The 20,428-nt window shown below is 38.6% G+C and carries 17 protein-coding genes; 7 read left to right on the plus strand and 10 right to left on the minus strand.

The window, feature by feature from the left end; translation table 11 throughout:
• The first annotated feature begins 99 nt into the window (after nt 1-99).
• The 4 genes from D0T85_RS15425 to D0T85_RS15440 all read left to right on the plus strand — a co-directional run bounded on the left by D0T85_RS15425 (nt 100) and on the right by D0T85_RS15440 (nt 3,173).
• The gene (locus tag D0T85_RS15425) at nt 100-585 is read left to right on the plus strand and encodes a DUF3990 domain-containing protein (protein WP_163214420.1); all 486 of its coding nucleotides are present in this window, start codon (nt 100-102) and stop codon (nt 583-585) included.
• 2 nt (nt 586-587) lie between these two features.
• Nucleotides 588-836 carry a hypothetical protein gene (locus D0T85_RS15430; protein WP_163214421.1) on the plus strand — a complete coding sequence of 83 codons (249 nt, stop codon included), beginning with the start codon at nt 588-590 and terminating at the stop codon, nt 834-836.
• The gene (locus D0T85_RS15435; protein WP_163214422.1) at nt 833-1,027 is read left to right on the plus strand and encodes a DUF3791 domain-containing protein; all 195 of its coding nucleotides are present in this window, start codon (nt 833-835) and stop codon (nt 1,025-1,027) included. The genes D0T85_RS15430 and D0T85_RS15435 overlap by 4 nt, the downstream gene beginning before the upstream one ends.
• A 133-nt stretch (nt 1,028-1,160) precedes the next feature.
• Complete coding sequence (locus D0T85_RS15440) at nt 1,161-3,173, plus strand: GAF domain-containing protein (RefSeq protein ID WP_163214423.1); 2,013 nt, start codon at nt 1,161-1,163, stop codon at nt 3,171-3,173.
• Here the strand turns inward: D0T85_RS15440 and D0T85_RS15445 are convergent.
• Entirely contained in the window at nt 3,133-4,575 is a 1,443-nt protein-coding gene (locus tag D0T85_RS15445) for a CCA tRNA nucleotidyltransferase (protein WP_163214436.1), read from the minus strand. The two genes, D0T85_RS15440 and D0T85_RS15445, sit on opposite strands and share 41 nt — an antisense overlap.
• 332 nt (nt 4,576-4,907) lie before the next feature.
• Between D0T85_RS15445 and D0T85_RS15450 the strand changes: the two genes are divergently transcribed.
• Nucleotides 4,908-5,126 (plus strand): winged helix-turn-helix domain-containing protein, encoded by a 219-nt coding sequence (locus tag D0T85_RS15450; protein WP_163214424.1) that lies wholly within the window; start codon nt 4,908-4,910, stop codon nt 5,124-5,126.
• Between the two features lie 63 nt (nt 5,127-5,189).
• Here D0T85_RS15450 and D0T85_RS15455 read toward each other — a convergent pair whose 3' ends face one another.
• Nucleotides 5,190-5,603, minus strand: a complete 414-nt coding sequence (locus D0T85_RS15455; protein WP_370459981.1) for a DUF6249 domain-containing protein — start codon at nt 5,601-5,603, stop codon at nt 5,190-5,192.
• Nucleotides 5,604-5,790: 187 nt separating this feature from the next.
• Between D0T85_RS15455 and D0T85_RS15460 the strand changes: the two genes are divergently transcribed.
• Together D0T85_RS15460 and D0T85_RS15465 are read left to right on the plus strand one after the other, a co-directional pair.
• Nucleotides 5,791-6,351 (plus strand): RNA polymerase sigma factor, encoded by a 561-nt coding sequence (locus D0T85_RS15460; protein ID WP_163214438.1) that lies wholly within the window; start codon nt 5,791-5,793, stop codon nt 6,349-6,351.
• Nucleotides 6,335-6,709, plus strand: coding sequence for a hypothetical protein (locus D0T85_RS15465; RefSeq protein WP_163214425.1), 375 nt, complete (start codon nt 6,335-6,337; stop codon nt 6,707-6,709). Before D0T85_RS15460 ends, D0T85_RS15465 begins: the two co-directional genes overlap by 17 nt.
• Here D0T85_RS15465 and D0T85_RS15470 read toward each other — a convergent pair.
• From D0T85_RS15470 to D0T85_RS15505, 8 genes are all read right to left on the minus strand, one after another.
• A complete protein-coding gene (locus D0T85_RS15470; RefSeq protein ID WP_163214426.1) occupies nt 6,706-7,929 on the minus strand; it encodes an S-adenosylmethionine:tRNA ribosyltransferase-isomerase in 1,224 nt (407 codons plus the stop codon). The genes D0T85_RS15465 and D0T85_RS15470 overlap by 4 nt on opposite strands.
• Nucleotides 7,930-8,306: 377 nt before the next feature.
• Entirely contained in the window at nt 8,307-11,228 is a 2,922-nt protein-coding gene (locus D0T85_RS15475; protein ID WP_163214427.1) for a BACON domain-containing protein, read from the minus strand.
• Nucleotides 11,229-11,252: 24 nt separating this feature from the next.
• Nucleotides 11,253-13,838 (minus strand): hypothetical protein, encoded by a 2,586-nt coding sequence (locus D0T85_RS15480; protein ID WP_163214428.1) that lies wholly within the window; start codon nt 13,836-13,838, stop codon nt 11,253-11,255.
• Between the two features lie 24 nt (nt 13,839-13,862).
• Nucleotides 13,863-14,987: a hypothetical protein gene (locus tag D0T85_RS15485; RefSeq protein ID WP_163214429.1), complete on the minus strand. Its 1,125-nt coding sequence runs from the start codon at nt 14,985-14,987 to the stop codon at nt 13,863-13,865.
• 11 nt (nt 14,988-14,998) lie between these two features.
• Nucleotides 14,999-16,336 (minus strand): hypothetical protein, encoded by a 1,338-nt coding sequence (locus D0T85_RS15490; RefSeq protein ID WP_163214430.1) that lies wholly within the window; start codon nt 16,334-16,336, stop codon nt 14,999-15,001.
• Nucleotides 16,337-16,361: 25 nt separating this feature from the next.
• Complete coding sequence (locus D0T85_RS15495; protein ID WP_163214431.1) at nt 16,362-17,555, minus strand: hypothetical protein; 1,194 nt, start codon at nt 17,553-17,555, stop codon at nt 16,362-16,364.
• Nucleotides 17,556-17,578: 23 nt separating this feature from the next.
• Nucleotides 17,579-18,601 (minus strand): FimB/Mfa2 family fimbrial subunit, encoded by a 1,023-nt coding sequence (locus D0T85_RS15500; protein ID WP_163214432.1) that lies wholly within the window; start codon nt 18,599-18,601, stop codon nt 17,579-17,581.
• Nucleotides 18,602-18,669: 68 nt separating this feature from the next.
• Nucleotides 18,670-20,373 carry an Mfa1 family fimbria major subunit gene (locus D0T85_RS15505; RefSeq protein ID WP_163214433.1) on the minus strand — a complete coding sequence of 568 codons (1,704 nt, stop codon included), beginning with the start codon at nt 20,371-20,373 and terminating at the stop codon, nt 18,670-18,672.
• Nucleotides 20,374-20,428 lie beyond the last annotated feature (55 nt).

Below are 20,428 nucleotides of genomic sequence, written 5' to 3' on the forward strand. Positions count from 1 at the left end.
CTGTAAGCACGACCCCTAGACTTAAACTATTACTTATATTTTTTGTTGTTTATTAAATATTTAGTATTTTCACTAAGAGAATAACCTACAACATAAAAAATGAAAGTATATCACGGTACAGACATAGTTATTGAAAAGCCGCAAATAACCAACCGCTTCAAAACACTTGATTTTGGAGAGGGATTTTATACAACAGAAAATGAAAATCAAGCTCAGGAGTTTGCTGTAAAAGTTTGCAAACGGAGGAATTCATCTTTTAGCCCTGTTGTTAATTGTTACGAGTTTAATGAAGATCTAACTAGATTTTCAGTGTTGAAGTTTGATGCACCCGATGAAAAATGGCTGGATTTTGTTGTTGAACGAAGAAAAGGCATTCCTATAATTGAAAAATATGATCTGATTATCGGCCCTGTAGCTAACGATGATGTTTTTGGTACTATTATTTTATATGAAGCAGGACAATTGGATAAAGAGAGTGCTATAAAGAGGTTTAAAGTGAAACGATTATATAACCAAGTGCTATTTTGCAACAAATCAGTTTTGAGTCATTTGACTTTTATTAAATCATATAAAGTGGGAGGTTAAAGATGAAAGACAAAAATCAAATATCAGCACTTTTAGGTGTTTGCATTATTCCACAGATTATTGATGAAATAAAAGGGTTCTACAATAATCAGGAAGAAATTGCTATAAAAGAATTTTATAAATCAAACTTGTTCGACAAACTACAAAATCCACTTACAGGACTTTGGCATTTAAGCCCTAAAACACTATCGCAAATATTTTTAGCGGAAGTAAACGAACAAGAAATAGAATATCCGGAGGAACAGTCATGAGCAAAGAAAACGATTTTTTAGTTTTTGTGGTTGAGTATTACCGCAACAAGAAAGAACTATCTGGAAAAGAGGTTATTTCATTATTCAATAAATACAATATATGGGATTTAGCAAAAAAGTCCTACTTCCTTTGGCATATAGAATCACCAGATAATTTTGTGCAAGAAATAGACTATCATGTAAGTAGCTAAATCAAAAGTTCTATATCCTCTACCTGAAACCCCTGAACTTCCACTTATCTACTTTTTTGACTAAAATGTTGTGAAAACAAAAATCGGGTGTTATATTTGTGCATAAGAAACAGTATATATAAATTATTATTTAGTGAATAATAGGATATTTAACACCCCTGAATCCCTCACCTCCCTGTTAACAGCACTCAAAGCCGGTTGGTGGGTAAGAAACAACGAAAGTAGATTATTTATTTTATCAGAATTTATAAAAGAGCAACTAAATATACAATCTGATACACTTACTTTTGATGCTTTTATCAAGATGGTTCGTGAAGATTATCGCGAAAGAATAATGCGAACTTACGATCTTGATGTTGCCGGTAATCAGAAAGAAAAAACATTTCCATTAGAAACTACAAACGGAGTAGTATGGATTAAAACCAAATCGGTAAGCAAAAATGCAGATAACACAATAGTGGGCTATTTACAGGTAATCGAGAATCCCGAAAAAACCAACCCAAAGAAGGTAGCTCCATTAAGAATAAACAACCTCTTATATCAGCTTAACAATATATCAAAGATTCTATTATCGTTTCTTCAGGCAAAAGACCCCGATAAGATTGTTAACGAAATACTGGGAGATATTCTCAAGCAATTTAAGGCAGGCCGTACCTACATTTTTGAGTATGATTGGGACGAAGGAACCCAAACCAATACTTACGAAGTAGTAGATGAAAACGTGAAGCCCGAAATTGATATGCTTTATAAGTTACCTTTCGAGATGACTACCTGGTGGACACAACAAATCAGTCAGGGAAAACAAATCATATTATCTACACTTGATGATTTGCCGCCTGCAGCAAAACCGGAGAAAGATTTTCTTGCTATGCAAGATATAAACTCTTTATTTGTAGCCCCATTAATGTCTAAAGAAGGAGTTTGGGGATACGCCGGAGTAGATATTGTAGATGGATTTCACGATTGGACCGAAGAAGACTGCCAATGGCTATCGGCACTGGTAAACATTGTTAGTTTGTGTATTCAGTTGCAACGTTCGGAAAACCGGGCACATCGGGATAAATCATACCTGGAAAGTTTGTATCGGAATATGCCATTAGGTTATATGCGTTTACAGGTTCTTTGTAAAACCAAACAGGATTATGATTTTATATACCTGGATGTGAACGATGCTGCCGAAAAACTTTTTCAGCAACCATTAGGTAATTGCCTTGGTAAGAAAGCAAGTGCAACAATTAATTGTTTTGGTGATGATGCATATCAATTACAGAAACAATTTGAAAGTGATACACATCTCGATTTGGAATACTACATTAAATGGAGCGATAAATATGCCCGGCTAATAGCTTACTCCATTCATAAAGATGAAGTAATTTGCCTGTTTGCTGATATAACCGAATCGTACCACAACCAACAAAGATTAATAGATGCCAAAGAAAAGGCAGAAATAAGCGACAGATTAAAAACTGCCTTTCTGGCTAATATGAGTCATGAGATACGAACACCATTAAATGCAATTGTAGGATTCTCGGACTTGCTTACCCATTCGGAAGAGATTGAGAAAGAAGACCGCAGCACTTATGCCAGAATTGTACAAGAAAACAACGACCTGCTTCTTCAGGTTATTTCGGATATTCTGGATATCTCGAAAATTGAAGCAGGAACAATTGATCTGGTTTATGAGAACATAGATGCTGCTCAACTCTGTTCGGAGTTGTTACAGTTTTACCATACAAAAACATATAACCGGAAGGTGAAGATTTTAATCTGCGAAACCGTACCTTCCTGCATTATTAAAACAGACAAAGTAAGGTTAACCCAAGTGCTTAGTAACTTTGTTGACAATGCATTGAAATTTACATTCGAAGGAAATGTTTCAATAGGCTGCCAGAAGGTAGATGACAACACTATTAAATTCTATGTAAAGGATACCGGTACCGGAATTCCGAAGGAAAAGCAGGAACAAATTTTTAACCGCTTTACCAAACTGGATAGCTTCTCGGTTGGAACCGGCTTAGGGCTCACCATCAGTAAAAGCCTTGTTGAACTGATGGGAGGCGAAATTGGTGTAGACTCTGAGGTTGGTCAAGGCTCATGCTTCTGGTTTACTTATCCGCTTGAGAAGGTGTTAAGCCCATCTTGGTAGCTTTTTCCATCATATAGGCATAAGCGGCATTGTATTCGTTAGGAATCACCCCATCGAGTATGGCATCTTTAATCGAACTTTTTAAAGCGCCAACCTCCATGCTTGGTTCCAACCCGAATATCCTCATTATCTCTTCACCACTAATGGGTGGTTGGAAGTTTCGGATGCGGTCTTTCTCTTCAATGTCTTTCAACTTTTGCCTAACCAGCTGAAAGTTATTCAGAAAGCGTTGTTTGCGTTCGGAGTTCTTAGAAGTTATATCTGCCTCGCAAAGCACCATCAAATCGTCGATATCATTACTTGCCTCGAACAACAAACGGCGCACGGCCGAGTCGGTTACTTCATCATCGGCAATAGCAATCGGACGCATGTGCAAGCCTACAAGTTTTTGCACATACTTCATTTTCTCGTTCATGGGCAGTTTCATCCGGCGGAAGATATTGGGAATCATCTTCTCGCCTATGAAGTTATGGTTATGGAAAGTCCACCCGATACGTGGTTCCCACCGCTTGGTTGCCGGCTTTGCAATATCGTGTAACAATGCAGCCCAGCGAAGCCACAAATTATCGGTTTCTTTACTTATATTATCGAGCACCTCCAGGGTATGATAGAAATTATCTTTGTGTCCGCGTCCGTTTTTAACTTCTATTCCCTGCAAGGCTGCTAACTCCGGAAAGATAAGTGCAAGCAATCCGCAACGTTCCAGGTCGATAAATCCTTTGGATGGTATGGGCGAGAGCATGATTTTGTTTAATTCGTCGGCAATCCGCTCTTTAGATATAATCTCAATCCGTTCCTTGTTCCGGGTAATCGATTCAAAAGTTTCATCATCAATATAAAAGTTCAATTGGGTGGCAAAACGGATGCAGCGCATCATACGCAAAGGATCATCACTGAATGTTATATCCGGATCTAACGGTGTACGAATGGTTCGTTCTTTCATATCTGCAATGCCGTTGAAAGGATCAACCAGTTCGCCTAACCTGCTTTGGTTAAGGCATACTGCCATGGCATTGATAGTAAAGTCGCGCCGATTTTGATCGTCCTGAAGCGTACCATTCTCAACAATCGGTTTGCGCGAGTTGCGTTGATAAGATTCTCTTCGGGCACCAACAAATTCTACCTCAGTGCCTTTGTATTTAACCTGGGCTGTTCCAAAGTTTTTGAATACAGCTATATGGGCATGTTTACCTAGTCTATTTGCATAAGCCTGTGCCATTTCAATGCCACTACCTACTACTACTACATCAATATCTTTAGATGGACGCTGAAGAAAAAGGTCGCGTACATAGCCGCCCACAGCATAACATTCTAATCCAAGTGCATCGGCAGTTGCGGTTATCGGTTGAAAAATATTCTTGCTAAAATGCGTTTTCAGGTCTTCCTGTGTAAGTTCAATCATCACTGCAAAGATAGTTTATGAGTTTTAAGTTGCAAAGATAATAAGTTTTGAGTTAGTAGCTAGTAGTTAGTAGATAGTAGTTAGTAGATAGTAGTTAGTAGATAGTAGTTAGTAGATAGTAGATAGTAGCGATGCCGCATGGTCCTACTAGCTACTAACTACTAACTACTAGCTACTCTAACTACTAATTCTTCTGTTTTTCGCTAGTGATGGTATATAACTCTGTTTTGGAAAATGTTTAGTAATATATATTTTTTATAAAGTGTAATTGTTAGTATATTTACGATTGCCAATTAGCCTAACCTATATATTAACCTTTTAAAACATTCGCAATGAATAGAACTGAAATTGGTATTTATGCCACCAAAGTTTGGCAATTACTGGTAAACAATGCTCGCTGGAGCTACGGAGACTTGAAAAGGAAGTCAGGACTTCGTGACAAAGATTTAGGGGCTGCATTAGGTTGGCTCGCCCATGAAAACAAGGTTCAATTTGATCAGGAAGAGGATGAACTTTATGTGTATTTGTGCGTAAATGTCTACATAGGCTAAACTCTTCTCTTTAGAAAAAACTCTCCCGGGTTTTGTTTAAAATGTATCCCGGGAGATTCGGTTCTATTTGTTCTTTTGCTTCTTTTCCATTTTCAGTTCAATAACAAATGCTGTGAGAAGTCCTATTCCCCCGAATATTAACACACACGATCCGTAAATCATTCCTGCTATTTCTCTGTATTCCCAGTTTCGGAAGTTTTCTACGTAATCTGGTATGCTATTTATTGTAATAATAAATCCGGTTAATAAGCCAATACCTAATCCAATCAACAAACATCCTACTTTAAGTGCGCCATACGAAAAACGCAGTTGCGAAAAGTCGGGCAAGGTGAGATTTATTTTATCACCCGAGAAGTTTTCGGTTAACTTATCAATTAATGCTAATCTCTCGCGACGGCGGGCAAACAATTCAAACAGTTTATAAACGCCAAATACACAAATACCTACTACAAGGGGGGCTGTAATAAAATCCATCATAATTATAGGTTTTAAATGAATAATTTATTTTTAGACATAAGAACAAAAGAACATATTTTCTTTGTTGCTTTGTTTAGTTAGATGTAGCAAGATTATATAAGGTTACACTTTATCGAAGTTTTTTTGCTATAAAAAATATCAGCTATATTTGTAACCTTTACTTGCGATGCCACATCTAACAAGTATCATGAACAGTAAAGAAGAGAAATTGTATATAAAAAGAATACTGGATGGCGAAACAGAACTGTATGCTTGTTTCCTTGAAAGCTATAGCCGTTCTATTTATTCTCTTGTTATACAAATAGTATCTTCGGCCGAGGATGCTGAGGAAATAGTACAGGATGTGTTTCTGAAAGCATTTAAGAGTTTATATACATATCGTGGAGATTCTTCTTTTTCGACCTGGCTTTACCGTATAGCCTACAATATGGCAATAGGATTTACCAGAAAGAAGAAGCATGATTTTTTGGCTATAGAAGAAAGTATAATAAATAATGTACCGGATGATAAAGCCGATTCTGTTTTGTTTCCGAGTGAAGACGAAGAGAAAATAATGGAGCTAACCGCTGCCATTGAAAAGTTAACACCCGAAGAGAAAGCTATCATTACATTATTCTATTATGAAGAAAAATCGATTGACGAAACTGCCGAAATCACAAAGTTATCTGTTGCAAATGTGAAGGTTAGATTGCACAGGATACGCAAGAAATTATATGTTTTACTAAAAGGTGATGATGATGGAAAATAAGGATAGTATACTAAAGAAAGCTTTAGCTAAAAGAGAAGAAGGAGGATTAGCCTTTAATTTTTCGTACCGGATGATGGAAAAGGTTCGTTTAGAAGCCGAAAAGAAACGTAAGAGACAGAAACTTATTTTAGTTTCCGCTCTTACTGCCGCTTCGTTGTTTATACTGGCACTATTGGTTTATTTTATATTCTTCTACCTGAAAATAAATACAGCCAATTATTTACCGGAGTTTAAATGGGAAAGCTTGCAAGCATCAAAACCCATATTCGACTTTTATTGGTATATAGGTGGTATTGCTATAGTACTGTTGGGCCTGGATTATTGGCTAAGAAAAAAACAAAAGAAGAATAGCTACTAACCATTCATTAACAACGACGAATCGCCATAACTTAAAAAACGGAAATCGTGCTCAAGGGCATACTTATATACTTTGTGCCAATCATCGCCTATAAAGGCAGATACTAGTAGCAACAGTGTGCTTTGTGGTTGATGAAAGTTGGTAACTATGCCTTTTACTATTTTATATTGATAACCCGGAGCAATAATTATTTGAGTGCTGCTGTGCAGGGTTTCCATGCCATGGGCATCCAGATAGGCAACAATGCTTTGCAAAGCTTCTACCACCGATATGTTTACCAACTGCTCGTATGGCTGCCATTGTTTTACATGCAGTTCTTCCTCGCCGGCTTCCTGATTTTGATACAGCGTGCTACCTATGTAGTAAAGACTTTCCAGGGTACGTACCGAGGTTGTTCCTACTGCTATTGCCTCGCCATTATATGCAATCAGCTTTTTAATAGTATCTTTTGATACGGAAATGTATTCGGTATGCATTTCGTGGCCCTCAATCTCTTCGCTCTTAACAGGCTTAAATGTTCCGGCTCCTACATGTAGTGTAAGTTCTTCGCATTCAATATGCCTTGCTTTCAAAGAGTTAAACACCTCCGGGGTAAAATGTAAACCGGCTGTGGGTGCAGCTACCGATCCTTTTATTTTAGAATACACAGTTTGATAGGTTTCTTTGTCGCTATCTTGTGTTTCGCGGTTAAGATAGGGCGGAATGGGCAGTTCGCCAAAAACTTCCAGGATATCGGCAAAGGTAACTGCTGTATTATCCCAGCTAAAATCTACCCAATGACTGGTTCCCCGGCTCTCGCCACGTGTGGCAGTAAGTGTTATTTCGTATCCTTTTACTGTTATTTGTTTGTACAACTTGCCTTCTTTCCATTTCTTTAGATTACCTATCATACACAGCCAGGCTGCACGATGCGTTTGCTGAAAGTTCAACACATAATCGTTAGGGCTGATGGGTTCTAAGCAAAATACTTCGATCAAGGCACCTGTTTCTTTGCGAAAATGGAGCCGGGCCTGTATTACTTTGGTGTTGTTAAATATCATCAGACTACCCTCGGGCAGGTATTGGGGCAAGGAGGAAAATACTTCTTCTTGTATATCTCCCCCACGATATATGAGTAATTTAGACCGATCGCGTTGAGGCAATGGGTACTTGGCTATCCGTTCATCGGGTAAACAATAATTATAGTCGCTTATTTTGATATGTTTTGGGGCTTGTTTCATCTATTCATTACTTTAACCGAAGCAAAGATATAGAGAATATCGTATATTTGCGGTAAACTTTATTATCTATTACCGTTAGCGTTATTATTTATTTCTGCATCTTTGAGTGCTGATTATTCGGGTCGATGTATTATTAATATTCGTTTGGTTCAGCTAAGGCTCATTTTTGAAACGCTGAGTTACGCTAAGTTACGCGGAGTTATAATAAAACTGGTAATCAAGAACTTACAGTACCAGCATTTTTTTACCTGTGAGAAAAAAGTATCTTGCCTGTGGTACAAAAGTGCCACAGGCAAGATACAAAAGTGCCACAGGCAAGATACAAAAGTGCCACAGGCAAGATACAAAAGTATCTTAGGGAACTCAGCGTTTAATATCTAATTCTTCACACAACGGATGGATCCCGCATAGCGTTCGCGGGAATAGTCAGTTTTAGGAGCCATACTGGCAGTACCATCGATAGAACCAGTGTTACCGTGCAATGCCCAGGTACTACTATAATTCCCATCTTCTTTATAGATAGAAGCTGTAAAATAAAGCATTTTTCTACCTGCCTCGTTTAACAACTGAGGGTTTTTAACATTTAAATACCCTGCTGCCGGAAAAAAAAGAGATTTATGATTCGATGGGTTATAGAATAATCTTCCTGCATAAGCAATGTGAGCTGTGTTTTTGGCTACTGCACTATTTTCCCAGGGATCTGCACCGGGGGGAGTTTCTATTTTTCTACGATCGAAAAAGCCATCAGCATAATAGCCATATACAGAATTGTCTATTAGAGAAAGTTGATCAATCGTGAGAGAATGAAAGAGAGAATGACGCATCTCGGAAGCAGTATGGTCGGTACCAAAACCAATTCCTCTATCAACAGATTTATCTGTGGCTCCGTCGTTCGGACGACGATAATCTTTCGGGCATATCTCCGGATTTAAAGATAATTTATACCCCGATAGTGTAGTAGATTGATGTTGATCCCAATAGTAATAGTTCGTAATCCCATAATTTGACCAGGCTGCATTTTTGTCGTTGTTGGTGGGATGAAAAACATATCTTTGAAAGGTACCTTGTTTTTTTCCAGTAGTAGTTCCTATTATTACATCGTCATCCGGTATTGGATCGCCATCTTCTTGTACACCAATGGATGCCAAAGAAATGGAAAATACGCCAGCTTGCGAAGGATACTCGGTAAATACGCCACCATTCACTGCAAGTCGTTGGCGCATCACAGCAGAAGTTGGATAAGCCGAATACTCAGCAGAGGTTAAGTTGTAAGGAGAAAACGGTACGTACGGTCTATCCTGAGTGCTGCTTGCTTTCGATCCTACCAGATAATCGGCATCTTCGCCCTGCCGAACCCATATATACTGCTGTCTTGTAAAATTACGTCCGTTACTACCTTTAATTGTGTAAGTGAACAATATCACTCCGTAGCGATGGTCGGATTCAGGAATTCTATCTTTCAAACCAATACGAAAATAAACATATTTATCCTCATCTTTCATAGTTGCGGTGGAGCTACCACGCACAGAGGTGGTAGTGGCAGTTACATAATAGTTCCCCCCCCTATTTTCCGGATTAGCTATTTTAGCTGAATCAGTATCCTTTTCTGTAGAGCCATTAGGATGGTCGGGACCGCGCTTTGTATCCATTCGTATCCACTCTTGCCCAACAAGTACACTTGCTTCCCAATCACAATCATACTCTTTAGGCAAAGGCGAACGAATCAACCGCTCCGCATTTTCATTATGTCTCCAGAAAGCACCCACATAGGTAGCCGTTCGAGGCACCTGAGTTACCTTTATGACTATGGACATGCGACCTATAGACACCTTCAAATAACCAGTTCTAGTTTCTCCGGAATTATTATCGCTTGTCGTCTTAATTATAAAGAATCCATTATTGTCAGATTTTGATCCACTGAGCCAACTAGCTCCACTCATTGTGCATTCTTCATCTTCATAACTGGTGAAGATTGGATCTGTATCATAATTCGTTTTATAAGTATATTCTAATTCCTCTTTTTCTCCTGACCTCAATATATCTACATCCTCCACACTCATAAAATAAGGACCATCTACAGCTACTTCTTCTTTTTCAGAAGCATTGGCAACGTAGGTGGTGACATCCATATTCTGAGGGGCGTGATTGTAAGCCTCCATCCAGCTACTATACCCTTTCCCTCTTACATCTTTAATAACAACATGGTAGCGATGATTTCGTAGTAAGTCTAGCCAATTCCCTTCATTGTCTATAAAATCAATCCGATAATAACCCTGCTCCCCCTTATACGTTCCACGAATTATAATACAAGGATTTTGTTTCCATTTCTGATGTTCCGGATCAGTGTACCATGTCTCTTCTGCATCCTTAGGAGGAAAGATACCCGAGTGATTGACTTCAAAAGTATAAATTCGATCCAAACACTGTGAGCCTGTCCAATTTGCAGACCCTGTATAAGCAAGGTATTCACGTTCAGGATTCGTCGTTGCTTGCGATAAATCTGTATTACTACCGGTAGGTTTAGTTACTGCCATATTATCTGCATCATAATTATCCGGAATAATATATCCGCAAGTTGTTTGATTGTAGAAGCGGAGACCACCTAAAGGAGTGGGTATATTAAATTCTTTCAACGCATTTTCAGTAAACTCAATATCTATTTTGACCAACATCCGTATCATATTGAACTGATTGGTTTTTCCGTAGCTATAATCGGTTAGCTCTCCCCACATAGGGATATGGTACTTGTCGTCAGAGAATGGATTTATGAACCATTTATTTGCGCCTTTTAAGGGATCGGCCGGGAATTGTATTGTTTTTAATGCTTTTGCGATATCCGTTTTGGTTCCTGAACCTATATAACTCTCAAGTGTTGTTTTTATATCAGTAGTAATAAGAGTAGATTCAAAATAATCTTCCTGCAGATTAGCCAATGCTACCAAGGTTTTATCCAAAGCGAATTTATTGGTTATTTTGTAACAGCCGTCCAAATCGGTAGGAATAAAATAACCATCAGTAGTTTCATTTGTACCCTGTATCAGTTTTATCACATCTTCTAATATGTTTGTACTTTTATTAAAAACCAGAATATATACCGGCCCGGCTATACTTTCCCGCTCTGCGAACCCGGCACGCGTTTCCACCACCGATGCTTTTGGCAGGTTTAATATAAAAGTAAGTTCCTTTCCGTCGGAGGAATAATCCGGTTGATACAAGTCGTCGACACACGAGGTAACTAAAACCAAAACCAATAGCCACACCGAGAAAACGGTCAATATATTTGTTTGCAATTTTTTCATATCTTGAATATTCTTTCTGTTTAACTATTTATTTTTTACACAGCGAATCGGGGCGCCGAATGTTTTCGACTTTGATTCAGTACCTACCCCCGTTTGAAATGTAAACGCCACACCCGGATTGATCGTCCAATAGTATCCTTTTTTGCTACTATCTACCACATGGTCGCGATATTCCGGATTCTCACCGGACTTGTCGAACCCATGGCCTCCGGCAGGATAATAACCACCACAGGCCGCATTGTATTCTCCATATCTGTTTAATTCGTTAACATTGGGTTTTCCATTATTTGTAAAAACAAAGAATTCACCTATCTTACCCTGCCAGTCGCTGGTAGGCCAATCAGTTGCAGCAGGAACCTTGTAGCCTGCCGGACAGGGGTTGGTTGTTTCGTTCCAGGAGGTATATGTTGCTTTATCCTTCCAATCCCAAAAAGCCGTCATGGGCGAACTGACTGTTTGTTGTACGTTGGTTGGTCCGGAATCTTTAATATATTCCGATGCTCCGGGAGCAAAAAGAACTTTGGCTGTATGAACGGTCTGCTCGGTTGCTTCCGAAATATCCCAGGCACCCAAACCGGGTAACGGGTCTTTGCGCCCCCACTGGTAGAAGAAACCAACAGAGGAAAGGTCGCCCGACTTTGTGACATGCGCCCCCAGATTACGGTCCATCCACTTCGACTCGTATGGAATGTTGTTAATATTCCAGATGTGCCAACTCCAACGGATAACATCAGAGGTTTTGGCCTGATAGCCATCGATGCCATTCATGTCTTCGTACAGAATAATACCGGCATTACCTACCCCTGTGCCGGGGGTAACCGTGATGTATTTCTCCTCCCAAGTTGCACCTGCTGTATATTCCACTCTATGCACTACGGCAGAGCCTACATCAAACAACCCTTCATCTATTTTATCAAAAACATGGCGATCTGTCCAGTACACTTGTGCCTTCAGCTTGGCAGGGTTCGCTATCCAATTGTTGGGAATAACATCATCGTTCATCGCACGCTTTATCTGCAGCAACGGGATGTTGAATTTTTTAGGGAATAGATTGTCTACCAGATAGCAATTAGCTGGTTCAACCTTGAAATTCCATTGTCGGATTTCGGTTACCACCGACATACGTGCATAGATTGTATCTTTAAAATCGTGCTTGGCATAACCGGTAAATTTAATATAACCATAGCGAACAGTATCAGCTTCGTTTTTCGTTTCAGCGTATACATCTATCCCTATTTTACTATCTTTGGGAATAACAGGATAATATCCATCGGCATTCTTACTGCCTTCTATTCCGGATGGAATAATAACCTTAAACCATGGATTTTCACCGTCTGGAAGTCTGTTGGTTATGGTATCCGTACATGCCATATCATGATATAGACCATACTGCCACATATAATCACTGAAGAACGAAAGTTTCTCTGTGTACGAGTTTCCTACATCAATGGGGTCTAATATAATTTTTTGGGGGTTAGCATCCAGGTTGTACGTTTTCTCAAAAACGGTAGAGTCCTTCACATTGGTCCAGGGCACTACCTGAAGTTTATATTCGAGTTTGGCAGGAGATACTTTTCCTATCTTAATGGTGTAGTGGTGGTTGCGCAGGATAGACCCGCACTCTTTACCACCCGATTTTGGCTTTGCCGGATTAGTAGAGTAATCTAATTCGGGAATATATACTTTATATTCGCTTGGTACTCCGTTGTCATTTCCTTTTTTTCCTTTGTACAGGCCCTTAATTACCAAGTAGGTGCTATCTTCGTTTGCTACAGGTTCGGGTCGTTCGAAGGTGTAGATTGATGCTTCTACTTTTTCTGCCTTCTTCGGAGTTGCAGTAGTTAATGCATAGGTAATATCCTTAGTGCTTAAATTAATGGTAGATGGCTGCCAAGGGTAAGGAGCATTTAAATAATAAAGTATACCATCAGGAACACCTGCGGTATAATTTTTTATATGAAGTGTATCATGCCCCAGATATCCGGAAGTTGCCCTGTTGGATAAGCGAACTTCTGTCATTTCAAAGTTGTGGTAATAATCTGCGCCTGCCGCGCCTAGATCATTTTGATTCCATACATCAATCTTGGCCACCATGCGGAACAATCTTACTGCATCTGGAATACTTGAAATTAAATTATTGGTATTTATTACCACACCTTTGCTTACTCCAAACATAGGTATGCTGGTGGTTGGCATTTTGGCTTCCGGAATTATCAGTGTATTTAAAATGTTGGTATAGGTTTTTCCCACAAGCGAACTTAAAGTAGGCACTCCTGCTGTTGGATAGTTTATTAGAAAGGCAAAAAACATTACTTCACTATAGTCGTCGGTCAGAATAACTTTGTAAGTACTACCCGAAACGTGATTTGCCGTAGCTGCAAAAGCACACAGTCCACCAGTTTTTTTAAAACCAAGCACATCAACTGTATTTAAAGCATCTTCCTGAGTGTCAGTCATTCGTGTTTGTCCGCTTCCATCTACAATTACCATTTCGAAAGTGATTTGCCGCTCTGTGATAGGGTCGGGCTTGTCGTCGTCTACACAAGAAGCCAGTATAAACAGGCAAATGCACAAGAAGCACCAAATGGGGTATTTATTGTATTTCATCATTTTAGTTGATCGTTTTGGAGTTTATTATTCACTTCCTAAATCTACAGGTACCTCGGCTGGTGTCCAAGGAATTTCGTTTATGGTAACGGTGAATGTTAGGTTGTCTTTTACACCGTCTATGGTGTAGATGTAGTGGTGGTTGCGCACAACATCACCAGGGGTAAGTATCTTTTTATTTCCATCAAGTGTGCCCGGTATTGGCAACATATAATTCAATGTACCAGACTGACCTGATACAGTACCACTTAAACGTATGTAGGTATTGCTCTCATTATTCAAATCACCCGTAGTTTTGTTTGAATTTATAGCTGGGAAAGTATAAAAGATCACTTGCTGCACAGCTACATTCTTCTCTGACGCACTGATATCTACAGTTGCATTCGATGGAGTCATTACTGTAGCATCTGCAACTGTACTTTTAACAGCTGATGCCGGCACTGCTACAGTAGTTTTACTATTAAGGTTGGTAGAAAGAAATCCTCTGTCGTTTCCATTTACAACACGAACTGCTGCCAAATTAAGTAGCAGGTTTTTACTGCCTGTAGATAATGTTTTCCTGTTGTTAATAGTAAACTTGGCTACCAATCGTTCCAATCCACATGGAGTAACATTTGAGTTTTCCAGATACTCAACAGTAGTTAGCTCATCTTTAATCAAGCGCAATTCACTTGTACAATAATACATAGGTGCCTTGTTGGATGCCATAGTAGAGGCTACTCCCCAGATTCCACTATTGGTACTACTTACTATCAAACTGTTTTCTATAGCAGACATTGTTGTACTGGTATTCCAAGAAGATGAAACCAAACTTTCTACATTAGCAACAAAAACAACTTTCATTCTGGCATTGTCAGTGCTTGGATTTGTGGCAGTAGGATAGTTTTTTAGTTCGTATGTATGTACACCATTACTTGTGGTTGGTGAAACACATTTATACTGATTATAGTACTTGTAAGTACCTCCGGCAGCAGAGGCTTTAAAATAAATAGCCCATAGGCTCTCTATTGCCACCTCATCATCCGCAAGTGCTCGTATGGAAAAATAGGCTCCACCTTCTGCCGAATCATAAGCAGAGTTATCTTCTTGGCAAGATACCAGGGTTAGTATTGCTAAAAACGACAAAGAAATATGTAGGCAGATATGTTTCATTGCTTTATTATTTAGGAAACAGGAATAGGGTCTGTGCCAATTGTAACTTCTGTCCAATTTTGTATACTAAGCTTTATTCGTAAGCCACGATCGCCAACACCTTCAATAGTAAACTTATAATAGTGATTGCGCAAAATACTACCAGGGTAATTAGCTTCAAATGAAGTTCCAATTACATAAGATGTAGTTGCCGAAACGTCTCCTTTTTGAAGATATGGTATTGGGATCATGTATTTCCGCCGGGTTTTTTCATAAGTCCCTTTGGTTGCAGCTTCGCGACGACCTACTATCACAAGGTGGCAATCGTTATTTGAATCAAATTTTCTATTTGTTGTTCCGGCATTTGCTATTTTTGCTTCGTACAAATAAAAATCACTAACGGTTTGAGTACCGCTTGTTTTTGTTGTATCGGGAACTGCATTTGTTTTGCTTGTGATTCCGCCCTTGGTAGCAGATGCCCCCGTAGGAACAGTAGCTTCAACTACTCTGTCGCTATTGAAATGATCACTGCTAGAAGAATCATAATAGGCATATCCTTTACGATTACCTTTAACTACATAAACACTATCTAGTAAAAAATGATACAAACCAGAGTTTACCTTATCTTGAAAGCGAGCTTTTTTATTTTCAATTTTCACTTTAGCCACCGAACGGATTAAATTATATACTTGCGTTGATGTTCCATCGGTGCTTACATAATAATCGGCCTCGTAAGGGCCTTTACGTATTTTTACATCCCCTGTAAGTACATACATTGGAATACTATCGCTACGCACGTATGCAACAGTGTCAACATTGTTTTTAAAAGTTATGCTTTTTAAAACGTTTTCCATCTCCAAAGAACTAGAAGAAATGGTTTTACTTAAAGGATCCATTGTTATGATTCCAGTAGTAGGATGTGTTGTAGCAGCTGTTCCATCCACAGTCGCATTATATCCCAGTGTAGTAGCAAAATCAAGCAAATGAGAGTTAGCAAATACAGCAACACGCATGTTGGGGTAAAAAGCATATTGGGGACCTGTCCATTTACCTCCATCTTTAGGAGCAAACAATTGATTATTGGTTCCGGTCCCTACAACTCCTGTAGCTATTTTTTCAACATCCAACAGGTAGTATTTATCGTCACCAACACCAGTTATTTTTTCGTTTTTTCTAAAATAAAGAATGGTCATTTCACCGATATCACTATCTTTCATTGCGCGCGTAGATACTGTTCCCGATGGCTGAATTGACAAATAAAGCCCTGCTTCTTTTTCTGGTTCTTCTTGAAAGGAATCTTCGTTTTGGCAACCTTCTAAAAACATGCCAAAAAAAAGAAAAACGAATGTATGGGCCAATAGATACTTCATAATATATAAGTTTAATTGTTTACTGTTATTGAATTTCTAAGGGTGGAATACCACCCGATTCTATCTCGGTCCAAGGCTGGACATTAAGGTTTATCCATTTTCCAAACGGGTTAATAAATAGTTTCACCTTCAAGTGATAATAATGATTACGATGTATACCCGATACTTCGCTATTATTCTCGATCAACTTACCTGCAAATGGAATTAGATTCTCTGCATGATATGGACCTAGCTTTGTGGTTATAGTTATATCTATTAATGGATGTTTAGCATCATCGTGCATCCATTTAGGTGGGGTTTGTAATTCATCAAAATCGGGATGGTTTTCAAAGAAATATACCGGAACGGTTTTTACCGTCTTCATTTTGGTTGTTGAAGTTTCATAAGCAAGTTTTAACCCACCTGCTTCGTCGCCAACTGTAACCATATCGAGAGTGGTATTTATTCCAAGGCTATGATCGTTGACCGGATCTTTGTATTTATCTTCTTGAAACAACAAACTTTCAGTGGCTCGGTTTTTAACACTTATTGCAATCGGATTCCCTGTTACCCCATCTAATAAATCAAGTTCATCAGAATCATAAACAGTTTTATCCCAATCGGGAACAAATTCTATTTCAAGTTTACCCACATTGCGGTATATCGGAACACGAATACTATTAAACGTATCAGCTATCAATGTATCCCTTATATATCCGCTATAACGCATCGGGAAGTTCTCATCAATAACAAAACGTCCCTTATTTTTAATATATTTGCCACCAGCATCTTTTTTTAGTTGAGGCAAATGGCCTTTGCTCTCTTCCCATATCATACTTTTCAAATCAGTAGATGTGGGTGTTAATCCACCTGCTTTGTTTTCCAAGTTACCGACCCATTCGTTGGGCAAGTTGCCTATAGCAAAAAATTCTTTTGGACCCGGCGTTAAATCTGTAGACAAATTTCGAAGAACATAGTACAAACTGTCGTAAGCAATATAAAGTACATCCTCACTATATTCTATTATACCAGTAGCATCGTCGTAAACAATTAGCCAGAGATTGTTAACTGCGTGTTCTCCTTCCACATCTTGTCCTTCAAGCAGCGAGAAAGCACGAGTAAATATTTCCACTTCTACTTCCGAGGATGACAACACAGGCACCTCCAATCCATTATCACTACAACAGACAAAGGCAAAAGGTATATAAATCAGCAACAATATTTCAACGCATTTTCTCATTTCAACTATTTTTTAATCCATTATCACCAAACGCCTACATTCTCATCTTGACGAATCAAATGCCAATCGTCTACTATAATATCAACCATTACCCAAGCGCCGGCTATCAAATCAAACTGAAATATTATATTATAGTGATCGAAACGTTCTAATTGAAAATCGTTATAATTACGAGGACACTCCATTAACAATTCAGTTAGTTTTTCTTGTACAAGCACTTTGTCTGCTTTGTTGGGTTCTTGCAAAACAATCGACAAATCTAGCTCATCACCCTCCCATAATCTTTGTGTGGTTGTATGCGATAGATGTGTGTAGTAATAACCCGATTCGGCATGTATTATCTCTGTTGCATAGGGGTAATATGTATAGGAATTAGTCTCAATGTCATTTCGGTTGTAATGGGTACATACGCCATTCTTTCCACTTATTTCTACTTTCACATCGCCTTCGGCGTGTATAGAACGATTAAATTGCGTATATATGTGTATATAATTAGTATTTTTTGCAAAGTTTATGGTTTTTGAATAAGCCAGCTTTTCATCCTTTATTTCAACAATAAGATCTTCTTTTTCATAGGCATAGTCAGGTTGTCGGTCAACATATCCATAGTAGAGAGGTGTTGTGTTTTCTCCCTTTCCGTTTTCATCTATAAGTTGTTGACTGTCACTTTTAATACGCACTCTTGCATCAGTGTAATTTTCAAAATTCTCCTTGTGATAACAATCGCCATTGTTCATCCAAGAAACCAATTTGTACACCCCTTTAGGAAGCCGGGTTGTATATTTATAATCGTGTGTTTCGAGTTGAGATTTGCTCAAACGAACTTCTTTATAAAGCTCATCTAATTCGGTGTAAATATATAAATCAATATAATCAGCCACCAAACGAATACTGTCTTTATAGGCAGAATTGATGTTATAGAGAAAATCAACAGTTAATCCTTGAGCCAGGATTTCGTCACAATTATAATCTTCTTCACCAATACACCCAGTAAACCAAACAGGAGCAAGTATAAGAAACAAATATATTTTACGTAGATTTTGCATAGCCGTGTCTTTGACGTCAAGATTTTGAGTGAGGTGAAAATCTCACCTCACTCTTTTTTTATGAAAAATTACTTATAACCGATACCTACATTATCTTCATTAATCAACACATGAGTCCAAGGAACTATGTTAATTGATACCTGACAGAAATATGGGTCTGGGTACAATGGGTCTTTAGGTTCAGTATCTTTACCTGGACCTTCGTTACCACCACCAGGAGTATAGTATCCACAGTCTGTAAAGTTTGTAATTTCAATATCATAGAAATGATTACGAATTACATCATGTCTTTGTGGAACGCTCTTCACATCACCACTAGGTTGCTGTGTTAAGTCTCTAACAGGAATCATGTAATAACACAAACCAGTCTTATATTCTTGTACCGATCCAGCTTCAGTTAATGGACCCTTTGCTGGGTCTGTATTTTCGAAAGAAGCAGCTACAGCATCAGCATGGCTTTTGTCAGCAAAGAAATATTTCCAATATGTTTTTGAGTTTGGATCCCATGCACGAAAGAATACACCACCTGCTGTATATGTGCCAGTAGTGTATTTACTAGCGTCTTGTGGATCACTAGTATCAATACCTGTTACATACAGAGGTTCATATGGAACAAATTGAGCTTTTACCTGTAATATTGTAGCATTACTCCAAGTTGGTTCATCATTCGAATTTTCCATTGCATAGAAAGCTTCAGGAGTTGCCGGATTAGAAGTAGAGCCAAGAAGCTCGCCCGGACGTTTTACCGATGGAGCTTTAGGATTTACTTGTTTAAGATCTGTTTTTGGTGTTAAAGCAGTTTCAAATGTAAAGAACCCAGTTTCATCGTGCAACGCTGGCCAGTAATTAACAGCAAAAGATGTATGAGCAGGATAGGTGAAATGTAATGGAGTTTGGAACAACTGAACACCACCAAAATAAGGGAAATGATACATTTTGTGTGGATTGTTGGCTACCTTGTAAACAGGATATGTACCAGCAGGATCGTTACCTATCTTTACTTCATCCAACCCTGCGTTCTTCATCAAAACTTTACCAATTGTATCGCTACCATTGATTACCCATTTGTATTCTACTTTTTTAGTTCCCTCAACGCTAGGTTCTATTGTAAGATTAATTTTAGCCATTGCACGACCTACAGGAACCGAAATATGGTTTCCAACTGGTGCAGTGTTAGTTTTAATTTCTTCTTCTGTAGCACCTACCAAAGTTGCTTCTGCATATTTCATTCTTTTAAGATGATCTCCATTTACAATATTCGACACTACTACAGGAGTAGTCATAAAGAATAACGAGTCACCTTCAAGGTTTGCATAGTGTGTGTAGAATCTATCGCGTTGAATATCTTCTAATACATCATACAAATGATCCATGCTTCTACCTCTTTCAATGTTTACAGTAGGAGCATTAGCAGTAGCTACAAAATAATGTTTGCCTGCTGATGCTTCGAAAGTGGCTACCCAGCCAGGTTCACCTGTCTCAGCAATAGTACCGTACTGTAAATCAACTTCGTTTACAAGTATTTTTGTACTGTTAAATACATACACTTTTGCTCTTTCGATTTTTCTTTCACCAGGAAGAGCAGGAAAATCACCGTAAGCACGGGTTTGATCTTTCTCTGTAACATCAACCATCCGAATGGTTGCCAATGTAGGTGCACCTGTTTCAAGTTCAGTGTCGCCACCGCCCTCAACAGGATTGTCCGAACAGCTTGCCATCCCCATACTTAGGGCAGCGAAAGCCATCATCGCATACTTAAAATTCATTTTCATTTTCATCTTTTTGTTTATTGGTTAATAAATAATATTGGGTTTCCCCGATTGTTAA

It is taken from the genome of Bacteroides sp. 519, from assembly GCF_010500955.1.
Taxonomy (GTDB): domain Bacteria; phylum Bacteroidota; class Bacteroidia; order Bacteroidales; family Bacteroidaceae; genus Bacteroides.

Coding starts and splice junctions, on each gene's coding strand:
- D0T85_RS15425 (WP_163214420.1), top strand. CDS start 100: ATGAAAGTATATCACGGTACAGACATAGTTATTGAAAAGCCGCAAATA.
- D0T85_RS15430 (WP_163214421.1), top strand. CDS start 588: ATGAAAGACAAAAATCAAATATCAGCACTTTTAGGTGTTTGCATTATT.
- D0T85_RS15435 (WP_163214422.1), top strand. CDS start 833: ATGAGCAAAGAAAACGATTTTTTAGTTTTTGTGGTTGAGTATTACCGC.
- D0T85_RS15445 (WP_163214436.1), bottom strand. CDS start 4,575: ATGATTGAACTTACACAGGAAGACCTGAAAACGCATTTTAGCAAGAAT.
- D0T85_RS15450 (WP_163214424.1), top strand. CDS start 4,908: ATGAATAGAACTGAAATTGGTATTTATGCCACCAAAGTTTGGCAATTA.
- D0T85_RS15455 (WP_370459981.1), bottom strand. CDS start 5,603: ATGATGGATTTTATTACAGCCCCCCTTGTAGTAGGTATTTGTGTATTT.
- D0T85_RS15460 (WP_163214438.1), top strand. CDS start 5,791: ATGAACAGTAAAGAAGAGAAATTGTATATAAAAAGAATACTGGATGGC.
- D0T85_RS15465 (WP_163214425.1), top strand. CDS start 6,335: ATGATGATGGAAAATAAGGATAGTATACTAAAGAAAGCTTTAGCTAAA.
- D0T85_RS15470 (WP_163214426.1), bottom strand. CDS start 7,929: ATGAAACAAGCCCCAAAACATATCAAAATAAGCGACTATAATTATTGT.
- D0T85_RS15475 (WP_163214427.1), bottom strand. CDS start 11,228: ATGAAAAAATTGCAAACAAATATATTGACCGTTTTCTCGGTGTGGCTA.
- D0T85_RS15480 (WP_163214428.1), bottom strand. CDS start 13,838: ATGATGAAATACAATAAATACCCCATTTGGTGCTTCTTGTGCATTTGC.
- D0T85_RS15485 (WP_163214429.1), bottom strand. CDS start 14,987: ATGAAACATATCTGCCTACATATTTCTTTGTCGTTTTTAGCAATACTA.
- D0T85_RS15490 (WP_163214430.1), bottom strand. CDS start 16,336: ATGAAGTATCTATTGGCCCATACATTCGTTTTTCTTTTTTTTGGCATG.
- D0T85_RS15495 (WP_163214431.1), bottom strand. CDS start 17,555: ATGAGAAAATGCGTTGAAATATTGTTGCTGATTTATATACCTTTTGCC.
- D0T85_RS15500 (WP_163214432.1), bottom strand. CDS start 18,601: ATGCAAAATCTACGTAAAATATATTTGTTTCTTATACTTGCTCCTGTT.
- D0T85_RS15505 (WP_163214433.1), bottom strand. CDS start 20,373: ATGAAAATGAATTTTAAGTATGCGATGATGGCTTTCGCTGCCCTAAGT.